This window comes from Cellulosimicrobium cellulans (assembly GCF_006539945.1).
Lineage (GTDB): Bacteria > Actinomycetota > Actinomycetes > Actinomycetales > Cellulomonadaceae > Cellulosimicrobium > Cellulosimicrobium cellulans.
On the sequence record NZ_BJNZ01000010.1, the window covers coordinates 1 to 16,103 of the forward strand.

12 protein-coding genes are annotated in these 16,103 nt (G+C 73.4%); 6 read left to right on the top strand and 6 right to left on the bottom strand.

The genetic code is table 11. The features are described from left to right. Positions 1–266: 266 nt before the first annotated feature. Positions 267–1,280: a LacI family DNA-binding transcriptional regulator gene (locus CCE02nite_RS09425; protein WP_141389401.1), complete on the bottom strand. Its 1,014-nt coding sequence runs from the start codon at positions 1,278–1,280 to the stop codon at positions 267–269. Positions 1,281–1,413: 133 nt separating this feature from the next. On the opposite strand from CCE02nite_RS09425, the gene uxaC reads away from it, so the two are divergent. From uxaC to CCE02nite_RS09450, 6 genes are all read left to right on the top strand, one after another. Beyond that, on the top strand, positions 1,414–2,913 hold the full coding sequence (uxaC, locus tag CCE02nite_RS09430; protein ID WP_255318758.1) for a glucuronate isomerase: 1,500 nt from the start codon (positions 1,414–1,416) through the stop codon (positions 2,911–2,913). A 74-nt stretch (positions 2,914–2,987) separates the two neighbouring features. Beyond that, positions 2,988–5,021, top strand: coding sequence for an alpha-glucuronidase (locus CCE02nite_RS09435; RefSeq protein WP_255318759.1), 2,034 nt, complete (start codon positions 2,988–2,990; stop codon positions 5,019–5,021). Positions 5,022–5,025: 4 nt separating this feature from the next. Continuing rightward, positions 5,026–6,510: a serine hydrolase domain-containing protein gene (locus tag CCE02nite_RS09440; RefSeq protein WP_141389404.1), complete on the top strand. Its 1,485-nt coding sequence runs from the start codon at positions 5,026–5,028 to the stop codon at positions 6,508–6,510. A gap of 131 nt (positions 6,511–6,641) precedes the next feature. After that, positions 6,642–6,812 (top strand): hypothetical protein, encoded by a 171-nt coding sequence (locus CCE02nite_RS20450; protein WP_170227269.1) that lies wholly within the window; start codon positions 6,642–6,644, stop codon positions 6,810–6,812. Beyond that, positions 6,812–7,168 (top strand): YciI family protein, encoded by a 357-nt coding sequence (locus tag CCE02nite_RS09445; RefSeq protein ID WP_141389405.1) that lies wholly within the window; start codon positions 6,812–6,814, stop codon positions 7,166–7,168. Before CCE02nite_RS20450 ends, CCE02nite_RS09445 begins: the two co-directional genes overlap by 1 nt. A gap of 10 nt (positions 7,169–7,178) precedes the next feature. After that, a complete protein-coding gene (locus CCE02nite_RS09450) occupies positions 7,179–8,504 on the top strand; it encodes an RNA polymerase sigma factor (RefSeq protein WP_141389406.1) in 1,326 nt (441 codons plus the stop codon). Between the two features lie 131 nt (positions 8,505–8,635). On the opposite strand, the gene CCE02nite_RS09455 is transcribed toward CCE02nite_RS09450, so the two are convergent. The 5 genes from CCE02nite_RS09455 to CCE02nite_RS09475 all read right to left on the bottom strand — a co-directional run bounded on the left by CCE02nite_RS09455 (position 8,636) and on the right by CCE02nite_RS09475 (position 16,034). Further along, complete coding sequence (locus CCE02nite_RS09455; protein WP_141389407.1) at positions 8,636–9,517, bottom strand: DUF3800 domain-containing protein; 882 nt, start codon at positions 9,515–9,517, stop codon at positions 8,636–8,638. 304 nt (positions 9,518–9,821) lie between these two features. After that, positions 9,822–11,933, bottom strand: a complete 2,112-nt coding sequence (locus CCE02nite_RS09460) for a beta-galactosidase (RefSeq protein WP_141389408.1) — start codon at positions 11,931–11,933, stop codon at positions 9,822–9,824. Between the two features lie 36 nt (positions 11,934–11,969). Beyond that, the gene (locus tag CCE02nite_RS09465; RefSeq protein ID WP_255318760.1) at positions 11,970–12,686 is read right to left on the bottom strand and encodes a glycosyltransferase; all 717 of its coding nucleotides are present in this window, start codon (positions 12,684–12,686) and stop codon (positions 11,970–11,972) included. Next, on the bottom strand, positions 12,683–14,245 hold the full coding sequence (locus CCE02nite_RS09470; protein WP_141389409.1) for a GH39 family glycosyl hydrolase: 1,563 nt from the start codon (positions 14,243–14,245) through the stop codon (positions 12,683–12,685). The genes CCE02nite_RS09465 and CCE02nite_RS09470 overlap by 4 nt, the downstream gene beginning before the upstream one ends. 127 nt (positions 14,246–14,372) lie before the next feature. After that, complete coding sequence (locus CCE02nite_RS09475) at positions 14,373–16,034, bottom strand: ABC transporter substrate-binding protein (protein ID WP_141389410.1); 1,662 nt, start codon at positions 16,032–16,034, stop codon at positions 14,373–14,375. Positions 16,035–16,103 lie beyond the last annotated feature (69 nt).

The following is a 16,103-nucleotide window of genomic DNA, read 5'->3' on the forward strand; positions in this document are numbered from 1 at the left end:
ATCCGCCGCTCGTTCCTCGCGGCTCCCGCCAGGCCCGCCACGACGCGGCACCACCACCCACCCCGCCCGACGTCGTCTCACCCTGGTCGGTCCTCACCCAGGCGACCGCAGCCCTCCCTCATATGACCAGGGCTCTACCTCGGCCGACCATGGCTCTACCTCGGCCAACCAGGGCTCTACCTCGCGCGACCAGGGTTCTCTCTCGCGGGACCGTCACTACCTCGGCGCGTCACGGGATCTCCTCGCGCGACCACGGGTCTCCCTCGCTAGCGGGTGGGGGCGAGGGTCGTGGAGTCGCGCACCATGAGCTCGACGGGGAGGACGTCGTCGGGCGAGGTCGCGGGGTCGGGCGACCCGTCGTCGACGGCTCCGCGACGCGTGCCGAGGGCCGCGACCAGGCGGTCGACGGCGCGGGCGCCGAGGCGCGCGAGGTCGGTGCGGACCGTGGTGAGCGGGGGCGAGGCGAGGGTCGCGACGAACGTGTCGTCGAACCCGACGACGCTGAGGTCGCGCGGGACGTCGACGCCCCTCTCGCGCAGGCGTGCCACGAGGCCCAGGGCGACGAGGTCGTTGTAGGCGAGGACCGCCGTCGCGCCCGACGCGACGACGAGGTCGGCGGCGGCGCGGCCACCCTCGACCCGGGGGCGGAACGACCCCACGGTGATGGTCTCGACGTCCGGGTAGCGCTCGCGGGCGACGTCGAGCCCGCCGCGGCGGCGCGCGTCCGACCACGACCGGTCGGGCCCGCCGACGTACGCGACGCGGCGGTGGCCCAGCGCGCGCAGGTGCTCGACGGCGAGGAGGACGCCGTGCGCGTCGTCCGAGGAGACGGAGGGGATGCCGTCGTGGCGGAGGTTGACGAGCACGACGGGGGCGTCGCGCGCGGCGTCCAGGTCCGCCTCGGCCGCGCGCGGGGAGCACAGCACGAGCCCGTCGGTCTGGGACCGCAGCCCGGTCACGAGCTCCGTCTCGAGCGCGGGGTCCTCGCCCGCGTCGACGACGAACACGGCGTGGCCCGTCTGGCGCGCCCGCGCCTGCACGCCCTTGGTCACCGACGCGAAGTACGGGTTCTCCAGGTCGGGCACCACGAGCCCGAGGGCTCCGGTGCGACCCGCGCGCAGCCCGCTCGCCGCGCGGTTGGGCCGGTACCCGAGGCGGTTCGCGACCGCGACGACGCGGTCGCGCGTCTCCGGGGCGACGCGCTCGGGCTCGGCGAGGGCCCGGGAGACCGTGGAGATCGACACCCCGCTCTCGCGGGCGACGTCACGGACGGTGACCACGGCTGCCTCCTCGGCGCTCGGGCCCCACGGGGAGACGGGGCTGCGAACGATTGTAGCGCTCGGGGCAGATGACACATCGGAACGCCGATGACGTAGGATGCAAACGTTCGCAACGACGCCTCTGGAGGAACCCGTGACGAGCACGGCCCACCTGGACCCGACCACCGCGACGGCGCCGTGGTCCCTGCACCCCGACCGCGCGCTCCCCGCCGACCCCGTGCTCCGACCGCTCGCCCGCGAGGTCTACGCCGCGACCCGCGACCTGCCGATCGTCTCGATGCACGGCCACGTCGACGTCGCGCTGTTCGCCGACGACACCCCGTTCGGCGACCCCGCCGCACTGTTCGTCACGCCCGACCACTACCTCGTGCGCATGCTCGTCGCACAGAGCACGTCACCGCACGGGTCGCCCGGCGTGCGCGGGGTCCAGGACCTCGGGGTCGCGCCCGTGCCCGGCGCCCCCACCGGCACCGCCCCCGCGGAGACCGACCCGCGCGAGATCTGGCGCCGGTTCTGCGCCGGGTGGCACCTGTTCCGCGGCACCCCGACGCGGTACTGGACCGAGCACGCGCTCGTCGAGGTCTTCGGCGCCCCGGTGAAGCCGTCGGCCGAGACGGCGGACGCGCTGTACGACCACCTCGTCGACCGGCTCGCACGCCCCGAGTACCGGCCGCGCGCGCTGTTCGAGCGGTTCGGCCTCGAGCTCCTCGCGACGACCGACCCCGCGCAGTCCCCGCTCGCCGACCACGCGCGCCTCGCCGCGGACGGCTGGGGCGAGCGCGTCGTGCCCACGTTCCGCCCCGACCCGCTCCTGCACGTCGACCGCGCCGACTGGGCCGCGCAGGTGGCCGAGCTCGGCGCCGCGGCGGGGACGGACGTCGTCGACTACCGCTCCTACCTCGACGCGCTCCGCGCACGCCGCGCCGCGTTCGTCGCTGCCGGCGCCCGCGCGACCGACCACGGTCACCTGACCGCCGACACCACCCCTCTCGACGACGCCGACGCCGCCCGCATCCTCGACGACGCGCTGCGCGGCGAGGCCACAGCGGCCGAGGCGCGGGCGTTCTCCGCGCACATGCTCTTCCAGATGGCCGCGATGTCGGCCGAGGACGGGCTCGTCATGCAGCTCCACCCCGGCGTCCTGCGCGACCACTGCGCGGGCGTCGCGCAGGCCTACGGGCCGGACAAGGGCTACGACATCCCCGAGCGCACCGAGTACGTGCGCGCGCTGCGCCCCGTCCTCGAGGCGTTCGGGCACCACCCGGGCTTCCGGATGATCGCGTTCACCGTCGACGAGGACACCTTCTCGCGCGAGCTCGCCCCGCTCGCGGGCGTCTATCCCGCCCTGCGGCTCGGCGCCCCGTGGTGGTTCCTCGACACCCCCGACGGCATGCGCCGCTTCCGTGAGGCCGCGACCGACTCCGCCGGGTTCTACAACACGAGCGGGTTCGTCGACGACACGCGCGCGTTCTGCTCCATCCCGGCCCGGCACGACCTCGCGCGCCGCATCGACGCCGGGCACCTCGCCCGGCTCGTCGCGGAGCACCGGCTCGACCTCGACGAGGCGCTCGAGACCGCCGTCGACCTCGCCTATCACCTGCCCAAGGCGTCCTACCCGCCGCCGAGTGCATGAATGAGTCGCCGCGGCGGCCCGATCTCGTGACTGTTTCACGCACCCATGCTCAGACCGTTCCCCCAGGAGACCCCGTGACCACCCCGGACCACCCGTCCGTGCACCCCGCCTGGCTGCCCGACGCCGCGACGTCCTTTCTGCGCGGCCGCACCGTCCGCGTCGTGGGGGACGGCCCGCTCGCCGAGACCGTCCGCGGCGAGGCCCGCCGTGCGGGCGCGACCCTCGTCGACGGCGACGCCGACCTCGTCCTGCGCGACACCGGCGCCGTCCCCGGCGGCGAGGGGTTCGTCGTCGCGCACGGCGACGGCCACCTGGACGTCGCGGCGGACGACGACGCCGCGCTCCTCCACGCGTGGTTCCACGTCGTGCGCACCGGGACGACGGACCCGGCCGGCCACGCCGACGGTCGCCACGAGCCCGCGCACGCGCTGCGCATGCTCGACCACTGGGACAACGTGGACGTCCACCCGGTCATGGGCCAGGTGGAGCGCGGGTACTCCGGCGGCTCGATCTTCTACGCGGACGGGCGCGTGCGTGAGGACCTGTCGCGCGTCGAGCAGTACGCGCGCCTGCTCGCGGCGACGGGCGTGAACCGGGTCGCGATCAACAACGTCAACGTGCACGCGCGCGAGGCGCGGCTGCTCACGGACGGCCTGCCCGACGTCGCACGCGTCGCCGCCGCGTTCCGGCCGTGGGGCGTCCGCGTGCACCTGTCGGTGAGCTTCGCGTCGCCGATCGTGCTCGGCGGCCTCGCGACGTCGGACCCGCTCGACCCGGACGTCCGGGCGTGGTGGGCGGGCGCCGTCGCTCGCGTGCACGAGGCGATCCCCGACTTCGGCGGGTTCGTCGTCAAGGCGGACTCCGAGGGCCAGCCGGGGCCGTTCGCGTACGGGCGGGACCACGCCGACGGCGCGAACCTTCTTGCGCGCGCCCTCGCCCCGTACGGCGGGACGGTGCACTGGCGCGCGTTCGTCTACGACCACGCCCAGGACTGGCGCGACCGCTCGACCGACCGGGCGCGCGCCGCGTACGACCACTTCGCGCCGCTCGACGGGCGCTTCGACGAGAACGTCGTGGTGCAGGTCAAGCACGGCCCCATGGACTTCCAGACGCGCGAGCCCGTCTCCCCCGTGCTCGCCGCGATGCCGCGGACGCGGCTCGCCGTCGAGCTGCAGGTGACGCAGGAGTACACGGGCCAGCAGCGCCACGCGTGCTACCTGGGCCCGTGGTGGAGCGAGATCCTGCGGTTCCGGCCGTGGGGCCCGGTCGAGGGCGACGACGGCTCCCCCACCGTGTCCGACGTCGTCGGGGGCGCCGGTCCGGGGGCCTCGCCCCAGGTCGCGGCCGCACGCGGCGGCGGGATCGCCGCGGTGTCCAACGTCGGCGACGACGCGTTCTGGACGGGCCACCCGCTCGCGCAGGCAAACCTCTACGCGTTCGGCCGCCTCGCGTGGGACCCGGCGCTCGACCCGACCGACGTGCTCGACGAATGGGTGTCGCTGACGTTCGCGTCCCCCTCGGTCGCGGGCGACCGCGCCATCGATCCGGACGTCCGGGCAGCGCTCCACGACGTCCTCGACGACTCGTGGCGCACCTACGAGTCCTACACCGCCCCGCTCGGCGTGGGCTTCATGGTGAACCCGGGGCACCACTACGGGCCGTCCGTCGACGGCTACGAGTACTCGCCGTGGGGCACGTACCACTTCGCCGACCGCGACGGCATCGGGGTCGACCGCACGCGCGCGACCGGCACCGGCTACACCGGCCAGTACCCCGCGCCGTGGCGCGACGTCTACGAGTCGCTCGACACGTGCCCGGACGAGCTGCTGCTCTTCTTCCACCACGTGCCGTACGGGCACGTGCTGCACGACGGCACGAGCGTCGTGCAGCACGTGTACGACACGCACTTCGCCGGCGTCGAGCGCGTCGAGGCGTACGTCCGCACGTGGGAGGGGTTGCGCGGCACGGTCGACGACGCGGTGTTCGAGCGGGTCGCCGAGCGCCTCGCGGAGCAGCTCCGCTCCGCGCGCGAGTGGCGCGACCAGGTGTGCACCTACTTCCTGCGCGCGTCCGGCGTGGCCGACGCGCACGGCCGCAGGATCTACTGAGCACGTGACACCGCCCGCGCCCGAGCCCGTGGCCACCCCCGCGACCCCGCCCGGCACGACCGCGCCCTCCCCCGAGGTGCACGGGATCCCGTCCGCCGCGGTCCTCGACCTGCTCGACGCGCTCGAGGGCAGTGGGCTCGACCCGCACGGCCTCGTCGTCGCGCGCGACGGCGTCCCGGTGGTCGAGGCGTCGTGGGCGCCGCACGACGCGCCGCTTCCGGGCCTCGTCTACTCCGTCTCGAAGACGTTCACCGCGCTCGCCGTCGGGCACCTCGTGGCGGAGGGTCGCCTCACGGTGGACGACCTCGTCGGGGAGGTGCTCGGCCTGCCCGACCCGACCGGCCTCACCGTGCGGCACCTGCTGACGATGAGCACCGGCCACACGTCCGGGCAGCTCGCCGAGATCGGGTTCGACCTCCCCCGCCTGCTCGCGACCCCGCCCGAGCACGCGCCCGGCACGCACTTCGCGTACAGCTCGCCCGCGTCGCGCGCGCTGTCGTCGGTCGTCGCCGCCGTGACCGGCGAGCGGCTGCTCGCCTACCTGCGCCCGCGCGTGCTCGACCCGCTGGGGATCGCGCACCCGTGGTGGGTCGAGATCGACGGTCTCGACCAGGGCTTCTCGGGGCTGCACGTGACGACCGGCGAGATCGCGCGCCTCGCCGTCGCGATGGCCGACGGCGGCCGCTACGCGGGCGTCACCGTGATCCCGCCCGCATGGCTGGCCGCGATGCGCGAGCCCTGGTCGGACACGGCCGAGCACGGCGGCGGCCCCGGGGTGGCAGGCGGGGAGCCGCCGGACTGGTCGCGCGGATACGGCTACCAGGTGTGGACGAGCCGGTACGGGTTCCGGGCCGACGGCGCGTACGGGCAGTTCGCGATCGCCGTCCCCGAGCGCGGGCTCGCGATCGGCTACCGCGGCGCGACGCGCGACGCGCAGTCGACCCTCGACGCGATCTGGGCGTTCGTCGAGCGCGCGGGCGACGGCAGCACGCCGCTGCAGCCCGACCCCGCCGCCGCGGCGCGCCTCGCGGACCGGCTCGCGACGCTCGACGCGTGGCCGGGGATCCTCGGCCGGGAGCTCGACCCGCAGCCGACGCCGCAGGACGTGGTCAGCCCGGTGACGTGGACGCTCCACGCCGTCCGGGCCGGGTCCCCGTACACCTGGCGGCTCGACGTCGGCGGGCAGCCCGTCCCCGTCGCCGAGGACCGCTGGGAGACGCGCGTCCTGCCCTGGCCCCACGCCGCCGAGTGTTCCGGCCCTGCCGCGGGGCCCGTCGTCGACCCCGTGCTCGTGGTCTCGACGCGCGGCCGCGCGCTGCCCGACGGCACGGTGGAGGTGCACGTCGTGCTCCCGACGTCGCCGCACCGCCTCGTCGCGACGGGCCGCCCCGGGGAGCGTCTGACCCTCGACTGGCACACGACGCCGCTGTGGCACCCGAGCCTGTCGACGCTCGTCGTCCCGGCGGCCCACGCCGCGGTGTTCTCCTGACGACCTCGCCGCCGTGAGCGGCCGCCACCGACGGCGTCCCCGAAACTCGCCGCCGCGTCGTGTCGATCTCGGCGGTCGGGCTTCGTCGTCCTGATGAGCGGCCACACGGGCCGCCCGACGGAGGAGGCACCATGACCTTTCTGGAGACGATCCTCGCGGCGAACCGGGAGCAGCCGCCGGACCTCGCGCGCTACCGTGACGGACGACGCAGCGTCGGCGACGGGATCGAGGCGGCCGACGTGGCGTTCTACGGGCCGACGGCGCTCCGCCGGCCCGCGACGACGAGGGCGGAGGACCTCTGATGCGCTACCTGATGCTCGTGCTCGGCACGCCGCACGACCCCGACCTGCGCCCCGAGGAGGCCGAGGCCGCTCCCCCGATCGAGGAGTGGGTCGGGCGCCACTACGGCAGCGGCGCCGCCGTGCTCGGCGACCGGTTGCGACCGGAGGAGGACGCCGTCGGCGTCCGGGTGCGCGGCGGCAAGGTCCTCGTCACGGACGGGCCGTTCTCCGAGACCAAGGAGACGATCGCCGGGTTCGACGTCCTCGAGGCGCCCGACCTGGACACCGCGATCGCCATCGCGTCCGAGCACCCCATGGCGTACGGCGGCGCGATCGAGCTGCACCCGGCCTGGCCCCTCGACCTCGACGGGTCCTGACCTGTCGGTCGTGACCGGCGTCGGCACCGCCGTCGAGGACGCGTTCCGCACCGAGTGGGGACGCGTCCTCGGCGCGGTCGCGCGCAGCACGGGCGACCTCGACCTGGCCGAGGAGTCGGCACAGGAGGCGTTCGCGACCGCGTTGCGCACCTGGGGCCGCGACGGCGTCCCCGATCGGCCCGGCGCGTGGCTGACGACGACGGCCCGCCGGCACGCGATCGACGTCCTGCGACGGCGCCGGGTCGAGTCGGAGCGTGTCGCCGCCGTGGGCCGCCTGGGCGAGCGCGTCGACGCCGGGTCCCGGAGCGGTGGCCCGGACCCCGTCGTCGAGCAGGTCGCCGCCGGCCTCGACGACGACGCGTGGAACCTCGACGACCCCGACGGCGACCTCCTGCGCCTGCTGTTCACGTGCTGTCACCCGGCGCTGCCCGCCGAGGCGCGCGTCGCCCTGACCCTGCGGTCGCTCACCGGCATGACGACGGCCCAGGTCGCCCGAGCCTTCCTCGTCCCCGAGGCGACGATGGCGCAGCGCCTCGTCCGAGCCAAGCGCCGCATCCGCGCGACCGGGATCACGTTCCGTGTGCCGCCCGCCGAGCTCAGGACGGAGCGCGTCGACGGCGTCCTCGCCGTCCTGTACGTGCTCTTCACGGAGGGCTACGACGCCTGGGCGGAGCCCGCCGACGTGGTCGAGGGATCGGCTGAACGGCGCGCGCTCGCGGACGTCGCCGTCCGGCTCACGCGCCTCGCCGCACGGCTGCTCGACGACGAGCCCGAGGCCCGCGGGCTGCTCGCCCTCCTGCTGCTCCAGCACGCGCGCCGCGATGAGCGCATCGGTCCGGACGGCGCGACGCGCACCCTCGCGGAGCAGGACCGCTCTCGCTGGCGGCACGACGAGATCGCCGAGGGCGTGGCGGAGCTCGAGGCGGCGCTCGCCGCCGGGCGGCCCGGGCCTTACCAGGTGCAGGCCGCGGTCGCGGCGCTGCACGACGAGGCACGCGACGCCGACGCGACCGACTGGCCGCAGATCCTCGGCCTCTACGACGTGCTGCTCGACCTCACCGGCTCGCCGGTCGTCGCGCTCAACCGCGCGGTCGCCGTCGCCGAGGTGCACGGCGCGGCTGCCGGGCTCGTCGCGGTCGACCGCGTCGCCGCCGAGCCGGCACTCGCGGAGTACCACCTGCTGCCCGCCGTCCGGGCGGAGCTGCTCGTGCGGGCCGAGCGACCCGCGGACGCCGCCGTCGACCTGCGCCGCGCCCTCGCGCTCGTCGACCGCGAGGGCGACCGCCGCCTCCTGGAGCGCCGCCTTGCCCGGCTGGCAGCGCCCCCGTCTCGGTGAGAACGAGTGTGGCGATTCCCGTGCGGAGGTGGCGCGAGCGGCGGATCGTCCACGGCGCTTGTGAACTTTCGCTCTCTTGGCGCCACGCGGCCCTCGCCTCCGCATCTCTGGGGTGACTCGTACCCGCTGCACTACGGAGCTATCGCCCTCCTACTTCGTCCCCGACGGCGCCGAACAGGGCCACCACCATCGGCAGCAAGGCGAACCTGGCACGCCTCGCAGGCGCAGTTCCCCTGGCCGTACGAGGGCGTGTAATGAACACACCCGTGGACTTGTCCGGCCTCTGCGTGAAAAGCTGGCCAGATCGTCTTGAAATACGAGAGGTCGAACACTTCGGGAGAATATCTCCTGAACATCGCATAACTCACGAGGTCAGCGACCTGCAGCAACCGCGTAGCGCGCGAGTCTGCGAAGAGTGGAACGTCGGCAAGGTTGCGCAATTGCCCGATCGTCCCGGCAGCAGCCCTCCACTGTGAGACCCACGATTGGATGTCACGCTCCGCGACGAGGCGACGATCGTGGACGACAAGCCCTCGGTTCGGCCGACCCCGCTCCGTCCGGGAGTTCTTCAGCATCACGTCAAACTTGTTGAGCAATACCTCGTAGGCAAAGCGCTCCCGCTCGATCGGAAGTTCTCCGGCGTGAAAACCTGCGTCGAGAACTACACCGAAGAGCACTAGCGGAAGTTTCGGATCCGTCGGGGTGAAGCTCGCGACGAGGGAATAGGCTTCAGCAAGCAACGCAAGACGCGTCGCGCGATCGATTGTTGCCCAGACGCTCGCGCGAGCCGACGGAGAAGCATCGGCCCGAGGCTTCTTTGCATTCCGCATCTCGCCCGCGTGCAACTCGTACTCGTCAAGATTTACCGGGATGCGGCCGAGGTGCTTGACGACCAGCTCATCCAGGCTCACTTGGAGCCGCTGTGCGTCGTCCTCATGGATCGCGGCCCCGCCAAGGACGAAAGCCGGACTACCGCCGTGCGTGCCCGATTCGTCAACAAACAGCAAGTACAACGTTCCGCACCCCCCTTTGAGCGTGGATACACGACGAGGCCCAGCCGTTAGGCTGGGCCTCGTCTACGCACTTGCCGAGTCGCGCATGTGGGCACCGCGTTGGCAGTCCCACCCGTCGAGCGGAACCGCGTTGGCAGTCCTCTCGGCTCGTCTAGTCTGCCCTGTTCGTTGATCGTGCGTCAACTCCGTGGTGGTAGCGAGACACACAGGTCATCTCACAGCCGGGCCGAGGCTGGACGCGCTCAGAGCCGCTCCACCCACCGGGGGTTTCCTTCGGGTCGAGAACGGCCCCCGCTGTGTCGGGTCAGGGGCGGTCCTCCCGCAGCACGACGACGTCGGTCGGGTCGAGGCGCAGCGGCTCGCCGTGCTCGATCCGGCGGCCCGTGAGCAGGTCGGTGCCCGACGCGTGGGCGGCGACCTCGACGGTCTCCTGGGCGTGGTTGAGCACGAACGCGGTGCGGTCGCCGTCGCGCTCGCGCACGGCGAGCTCGAGGTCGGGCACGTCGGCGTAGGGGCCGACGAGGCCGTGCCGGTCGAGCACGCGCCGCACGACCCACGCGACGCCCGGCTCGTCGAGCGCGGTGGCGACGTACCAGGCCTCGCCGGGCACGCCGTCGGTCCCCCCGACGCGGTGCCGCGTCACGGCAGGCGTCCCGGCGTAGAACTCGGCGCCGTACGTCCCGACGACCTCGGCACCCTGCGGCACCAGGACCTCGAACACGAGCTCGCCGCCCACGACGAGCGGCGCCTCGGCGCTCCCCGGCGTCCCGGCGGCGCCCGCGACGTCGTCGAGGTCGGGGTCGTGCAGCGCGACCGGGTTCACGACCCCCGGCTCGGCGGAGTCCGTCTCCTCGACACGGATCCCGAACAGCGGGCCGAGCGGACCGGGCGCGTCCAGGAGGAACGCGTTGTCGTCCTCGTCGACGCGGCCTGCCCAGAACGACGACAGCACGGTCCCGCCGCGGGCGGCCACACCCTCCAGGCGCGCGGCGACGTCGCCCTTGAGGAGGTGCAGCATGGGCGCGACGACGACGTCGTAGCGAGACAGGTCGGCGGTCACGGGGACGACGTCCACGTCGGCGTTCGCCTGCCACAGCGCGCGGTAGTACGCGAGCACGGTGTCGACGTAGCGCGCGTGGCGGTTGAAGCCGTCCGTCATCTCGGCCGCCCACCACGAGTCCCAGTCGAACAGCAGCGCGACGCGCGCCGGGGTCCGTGCGCCGAGGACGGCGTCGCCCAGCCCGCGCAGCTCGCCGCCGAGGGCGGCGATCTCGCGGAAGCTGCGCGTGTCGCGACGCCCGGCGTGGTCCAGCACGGCGCCGTGGTACTTCTCGCACGCGCCCCTCGACTGCCGCATCTGGAAGTACAGGACGGCGTCGGCCCCGTGCGCGACGGCCTGCCACGACCACAGGCGCAGCACGCCCGGGCGCTTCACCGGGTTCACGTCCCGCGAGGCGGTGATGGTCGGCGTCTGCTCCATGACCCAGAACGGCGCGCCGTCCTTGAGCCCGCGCATGAGGTCGTGCGCGAGCGCCATGCGCGCGTGCTCGCGCTGCCCGGGCGGGTAGTTGTCCCACGACGCGAAGTCGAGGTCGTCGGCCCAGCGGTGGTAGTCGAGCGGGCGGAACATGCCCATGAAGTTGGTCGTGACGGGCGTCGTCGCGTCGTGCGCGCGGATGCGGGCCTTCTCGTCGCGGAAGTTCTGGCGCATCGCGTCGGTCATGAAGCGGCGGTAGTCGAGCGTGATGCCCTGGAACGCGGTGTGGTCCGGCCCGCGCCAGTGCTCGGTGAGCTTGTTCGGCGGCACCACCTGGTCCCAGTCGGAGAACAGGTGCGACCAGAACGTCGCGTTCCACGCCTCGTTGAGCCGCTCGATCGTGCCGTACCGCTCGCGCAGCCACCCGCGGAAGGCGACGGCGCAGCGCTCGCACCAGCAGCCGCCGTCGTACCCGCCGTACTCGTTGCCCACGTGCCACGCGACGAGGCCGGGCGTGCCGGCGTAGCGCTCGGCGACGCGGCCCGCGAGCTCGGCGGACAGGCGGCGGTAGACGGGCGAGCTGGGGCACGCGTTGTGCCGCTGCCCGTACGCGTGCGCGCGGCCCTCGAAGTCGGTCCGGTTGACCTCGGGGTAGGAGTGCGCGAGCCACGGGGGCAGCGCGCCGGTCGACGTCGCGAGCACGATCTGGCGCCCGCCCTCGACCGCGCGCGCCACGATCTCGTCGAGGCGCGAGAAGTCGTACGTGTCCTCGGCGGGCTGCAGGTACGACCACCCGAAGACGGCGAGCGTCACCGTGTCGATCGACGCCTCGTCGAACGCGGCGTAGTCGTCCTCCCACACGGCGCGCGGCCACTGCTCGGGGTTGTAGTCGCCCCCGTAGAGGATCTTCTCGGTCGCGGGCAGACGGGCGGGGGTCATGACGGGGACGGCTCCTCGGAACGGGGTCAGGTCGGGTCAGGCGGTGAAGCGGGCGCGGACGTCGTCGAGCATCCGCCGGTCGTTGCGGTACCAGCACCACACCCACACCCCGCCGACGAGCGCGAGCACGCCGTCCGTGGCGAACCACGCGACGCCGGCCGCGGCGACGAGCAGCGAGACGACGCCGAGGCTCACGAACGGCATCTTGCCGAGGTAGTGGGCGGCGAGGCGCGCGACGTCGCGCGTGCGGAACGAGTAGAAGGTCGCGATCGCGACCGCGTGCAGCCCCCACACGAGCGCGAGCGCCGCGATGACGACGAGCACGGCCGCGTACGCCGGGCCGACGCCGGCGGCCGAGGCGTTCGCGAGCACGACCCCGACGACCGCGAGCACCGCGAGCGCGGGCGCCCACACGCGCAGCGCGTCGAGCGCCCCGCGGCGGTAGCCGCGCACGAACGTGCGGGCGGGCGCGACCTCGTCGTCGGTCTCGCGCGCCCGGACGGCGTACAGCGCCGCGGACAGCGCGGGCCCGAGCGGGAGGGCCGCGAGCGCCGCGAGCGGGACGTTGGACGCCGCGCGGTCGAGCAGCAGGAGCAGGACGAGCGTCGGCAGCGCTGCGAGAGCGAGCAGGGCCGTGACGACGACGTACCAGTAGACGAGCGCGGTCGCACGGCCGAGCGTCCCCTGGCCGAGCGCGCCCGGCAGCGGCGATCCCGTGCCCGACGGCCGCGCGGTCCGGGTCACGTCGCTCACCGTGCGCCCTCCCCGCCCGAGGCCCTGCCGAGGATCCGGTCGTCGTCGAGCCACGCGGGCGTCTCGTCGCGGACGAGGTCGATCTCGACGAGGGTGACCTCGTGCCGCGCGAGCGTGAGCGCGAGGTCGACCCGGCCGTCCGTGACGGGGAGCGACGTGGTCGAGCGGGCGGGCTCGGAGGCCTCGTGGAGGAGGTCGAGCTGGCGCGCGGTCGGCGACGCGGGGCGACCGAGGTGCTGCCACGCGGTGAACGCGTTGCCGTCGGTCTCGTTGACGACGCTGCGGTGCGCGGAGGCGCGCTGCCCTCTCCCACGAGCGCCCGATGCCCCGACCGGGACGGAGAGCCGCAGCTCGTGGCGCTCGGGCTCGGTCGGGTCGTCGGTCCCGCCGACGGGCTGCCACGCGAGCACGGTGACCCGGCCCGTCGCGTCGCGCGTCACGAGGTGGTCGGCGCCGCGGGCGAGCACGTCAGGACCCATGCGCGCCATGAACGTGTACAGGTGGTAGGTGGGCTTGCGCACCTGGCGGTGGGCCAGCATGCCGAACCCGCCGTGGAAGAAGGCGGTGGGGATGTTCTCCTCCTCGAAGACGTCGCAGAACGTCCAGTAGGAGAACGAGTCCACCACGTCGCCGCCGGCGGCGAGCACGGGCGCGAGGGCGGCGGCGTTGTACGCGGTGTCGTGCACCGGGTTGTCGGGGCGGTAGCTCGTGTTGAACTCGGTGACGTGCGCGGGCAGCCCGTCCAGCCGGGTCCCGGCGAGGAGCTCGCGGGGGCGCGCGAACTGGTCGAGCAGGTCGGTCGGGTGGCGAAGGGTCTGGTAGACGCCGAACGGGACGTGCTGCGCGGGGCCGGTCGTGTACGCGTGGAAGGACACGAAGTCGCACGGCAGGTCACGGGCGGCCACCGCGTCGGCGAACGGCGCCCACCAGTCGTCGGCGCCGGGCGAGATCGCCGGGCCGCCCACCTGGAGGTCGGCGTCGACGTCCTTCACGGCGTGCGCCGTCGCCTCGTACAGGCGGAGGTACGCCTCCTGGTCGGCGCCCTCCCAGAAGTTGACGAGGTTGGGCTCGTTCCACACCTCGACCGGCCACGTCCGGACCTCGTCGATCCCGTAGCGGTCGACCAGGTGGCGCAGCACCGCGGCCACGAGGGCGGCCCACTCGCGGTGGTCGCGCGGCGGCGTGACGTTGCCCTTCCACCAGAACACCGTCTGGTCGCCCGACGCGAGCCCGGACGGCATGAACCCGAGCTCGAGGAACGGCTCGACCCCGAGCGCGAGGTAGGCATCGACCACCTGGTCGACGTAGGTGAACGCGTACCGGGTCCCGCGGTACCTGGTCGTGGGCCCCGCGACGTCGTACGGGCGGTGGACCCCGACGTCGTCGGACAGCAGGCCGTGGCCCCGGATGTACCGGAAGCCGATCTCGGCCTGCGCGAGGGCGAGCGACTCCTGGTAGTCCTGGCGCAGCGCGAGGTTGAAGCGGCCCGTGCCCACGCACGTGCGCCACGCGTCGGACAGGACGGCGACGGGCTCGGACGGGACGACGGTGGGTGTCACGGGACATGCTCCAGCGGGGAAGGGTGGTGCGGTGGGTGCTGCGGGCGGCGGACCGCCGTCGCCCGGTGGGGCGACCGGGCGACGGCGGGACCGGGGTGGCGGGTGCCGGGGCGCCCGCCGGAGGACGTCAGCCCGCGGAGCGGGTGAGCGCCGCGTTGTAGGTGTCGATGAGCTGCGAGCCGCCCAGCCCGTCGATCTCGGACACGTAGGCGTCCCACTCGCTCAGTGGGCGCTGACCGGTGACGAAGCCCGCGGTCGCCGCCATCACGGCGTCCTTGATCTGCGTGTCCAGGAGAGACGTCTGCTCGAGCTCGAGCTCGTCGAGGCTCGCGGCCGGCTTGACCGGCAGCATCTCCTTGCGCTCGAGCACGGCGTCGGTCCACGCCTTCGTCTCGTCCGTCATGACGGACTGGAGCAGCTCCTTCGAGGAGCCGTTGGCGAGCAGGAACACGCCGTTGCTGTACCCGAAGTCGGCGTTGAGCTTCTTCGGTGCGTCGGGGTTGAGCGCGTTCCAGCCGATGTCGGCCGGGAGCGTGCGGGTGCCGCCCTCGTTGGTGTACGTCTCGCCCTCGACACCCCACTGGGCGAACTCGATGCCCTCGTCGGAGTAGTAGAGCCAGTCGACGAACTGGAGCAGGGCCTTGAAGTACGGCTTCTCGGCCGCCTCGCTCGAGATCATGAGGCCGGACGACAGCCGGCTCCCCGCGAGCATCCCGCCGAACGGCCCGTCGGGCAGCACGATCATGCGCAGCGTGACGTCCTTGCCCGCCTCCGCCAGCTTGCTGCGGTAGGCCGTGATCTCCTGCGTGTTGCCGGAGATCGCGGCGGCCTCGCCGTTGACGAACTTCTGGATCGCCTGGTCGTCGTTCTGCGTGATCTCCGGGTCGAGCAGGCCGTCGGAGGTCAGGCCGGCGACGTACGTGATCATGTCCTTGTACGCGTCGGTCGTGCCGGTGAGCTGGAACTCGCCGGACTCCTCGTCGAACCACGTGTTGGAGTAGCCCCAGCCACCCTCGGTGCCGTAGTTCGGGGCGATGTACTGGAGCATCGCGCCGAGCGGCTGCGTGTCGGTCCAGCGGTCGGTCATCGCGTACGACAGCTCGGGGTTCGCCGCCTTCACCGTCGCGAGCTGCTCCGCGAACTCGTCCCAGGTCTCCGGCTCCTCGGTGATGCCGGCCTTCTGGAACAGGTCGTCGTTGACGACGACCGAGTACTGCACGTCCGGGATCTCGCGCAGGCCCGGGAGGAGGTAGTACTTGCCGTCCGCCTGGCGCTTGGCGTCGAGCTCCTCCCCGAGGCCCCACTTCTCCACCTTGTCGGCGAAGTTCGGCAGGTACTCGAGGTAGTCGGAGACGGGCAGGATCGCCCCGCCGGAGACGAACTGGACCTCCTGGCCGGGGTAGGTCACCGGGATGAGGTCGGAGGCGTCGCCGGCGCCGACGAGCAGCGCCTTCTTGTTGTCCCAGTCGGCCAGGGGGACGTCGGTGCGTGTGAAGGTGACGTTCTGGTTGGCCTCCAGGTTCTGGAAGATCGACCAGTCCTCCTTCACCGGGTAGTTCGGGTGGTCGCGGTACATCAGCGAGAAGTCGACCGGCTCCGTGGCCTGGAAGGTCGTGCCGACCTCGAAGTCCTCCATGGCGCCGACGGAGTGCTCGGCGTCGATCGTGACCGCGCCGCCGCCCTCCTCGGGCTCGGGCGTGTCGCCGCCCCCGCCGCTGCAGGCGGTCAGGACCAGGGCCAGGGTGGTCGCGGTCGCCATGGTGGCGACCGGGATCCGGATCGTTCTCATCTCTCTCCTCGGGTTCGAGCTTCGTCGCTCTGACGTCGCTGAGGTGCGGGTGGTGCGGTGCGGTGGTGC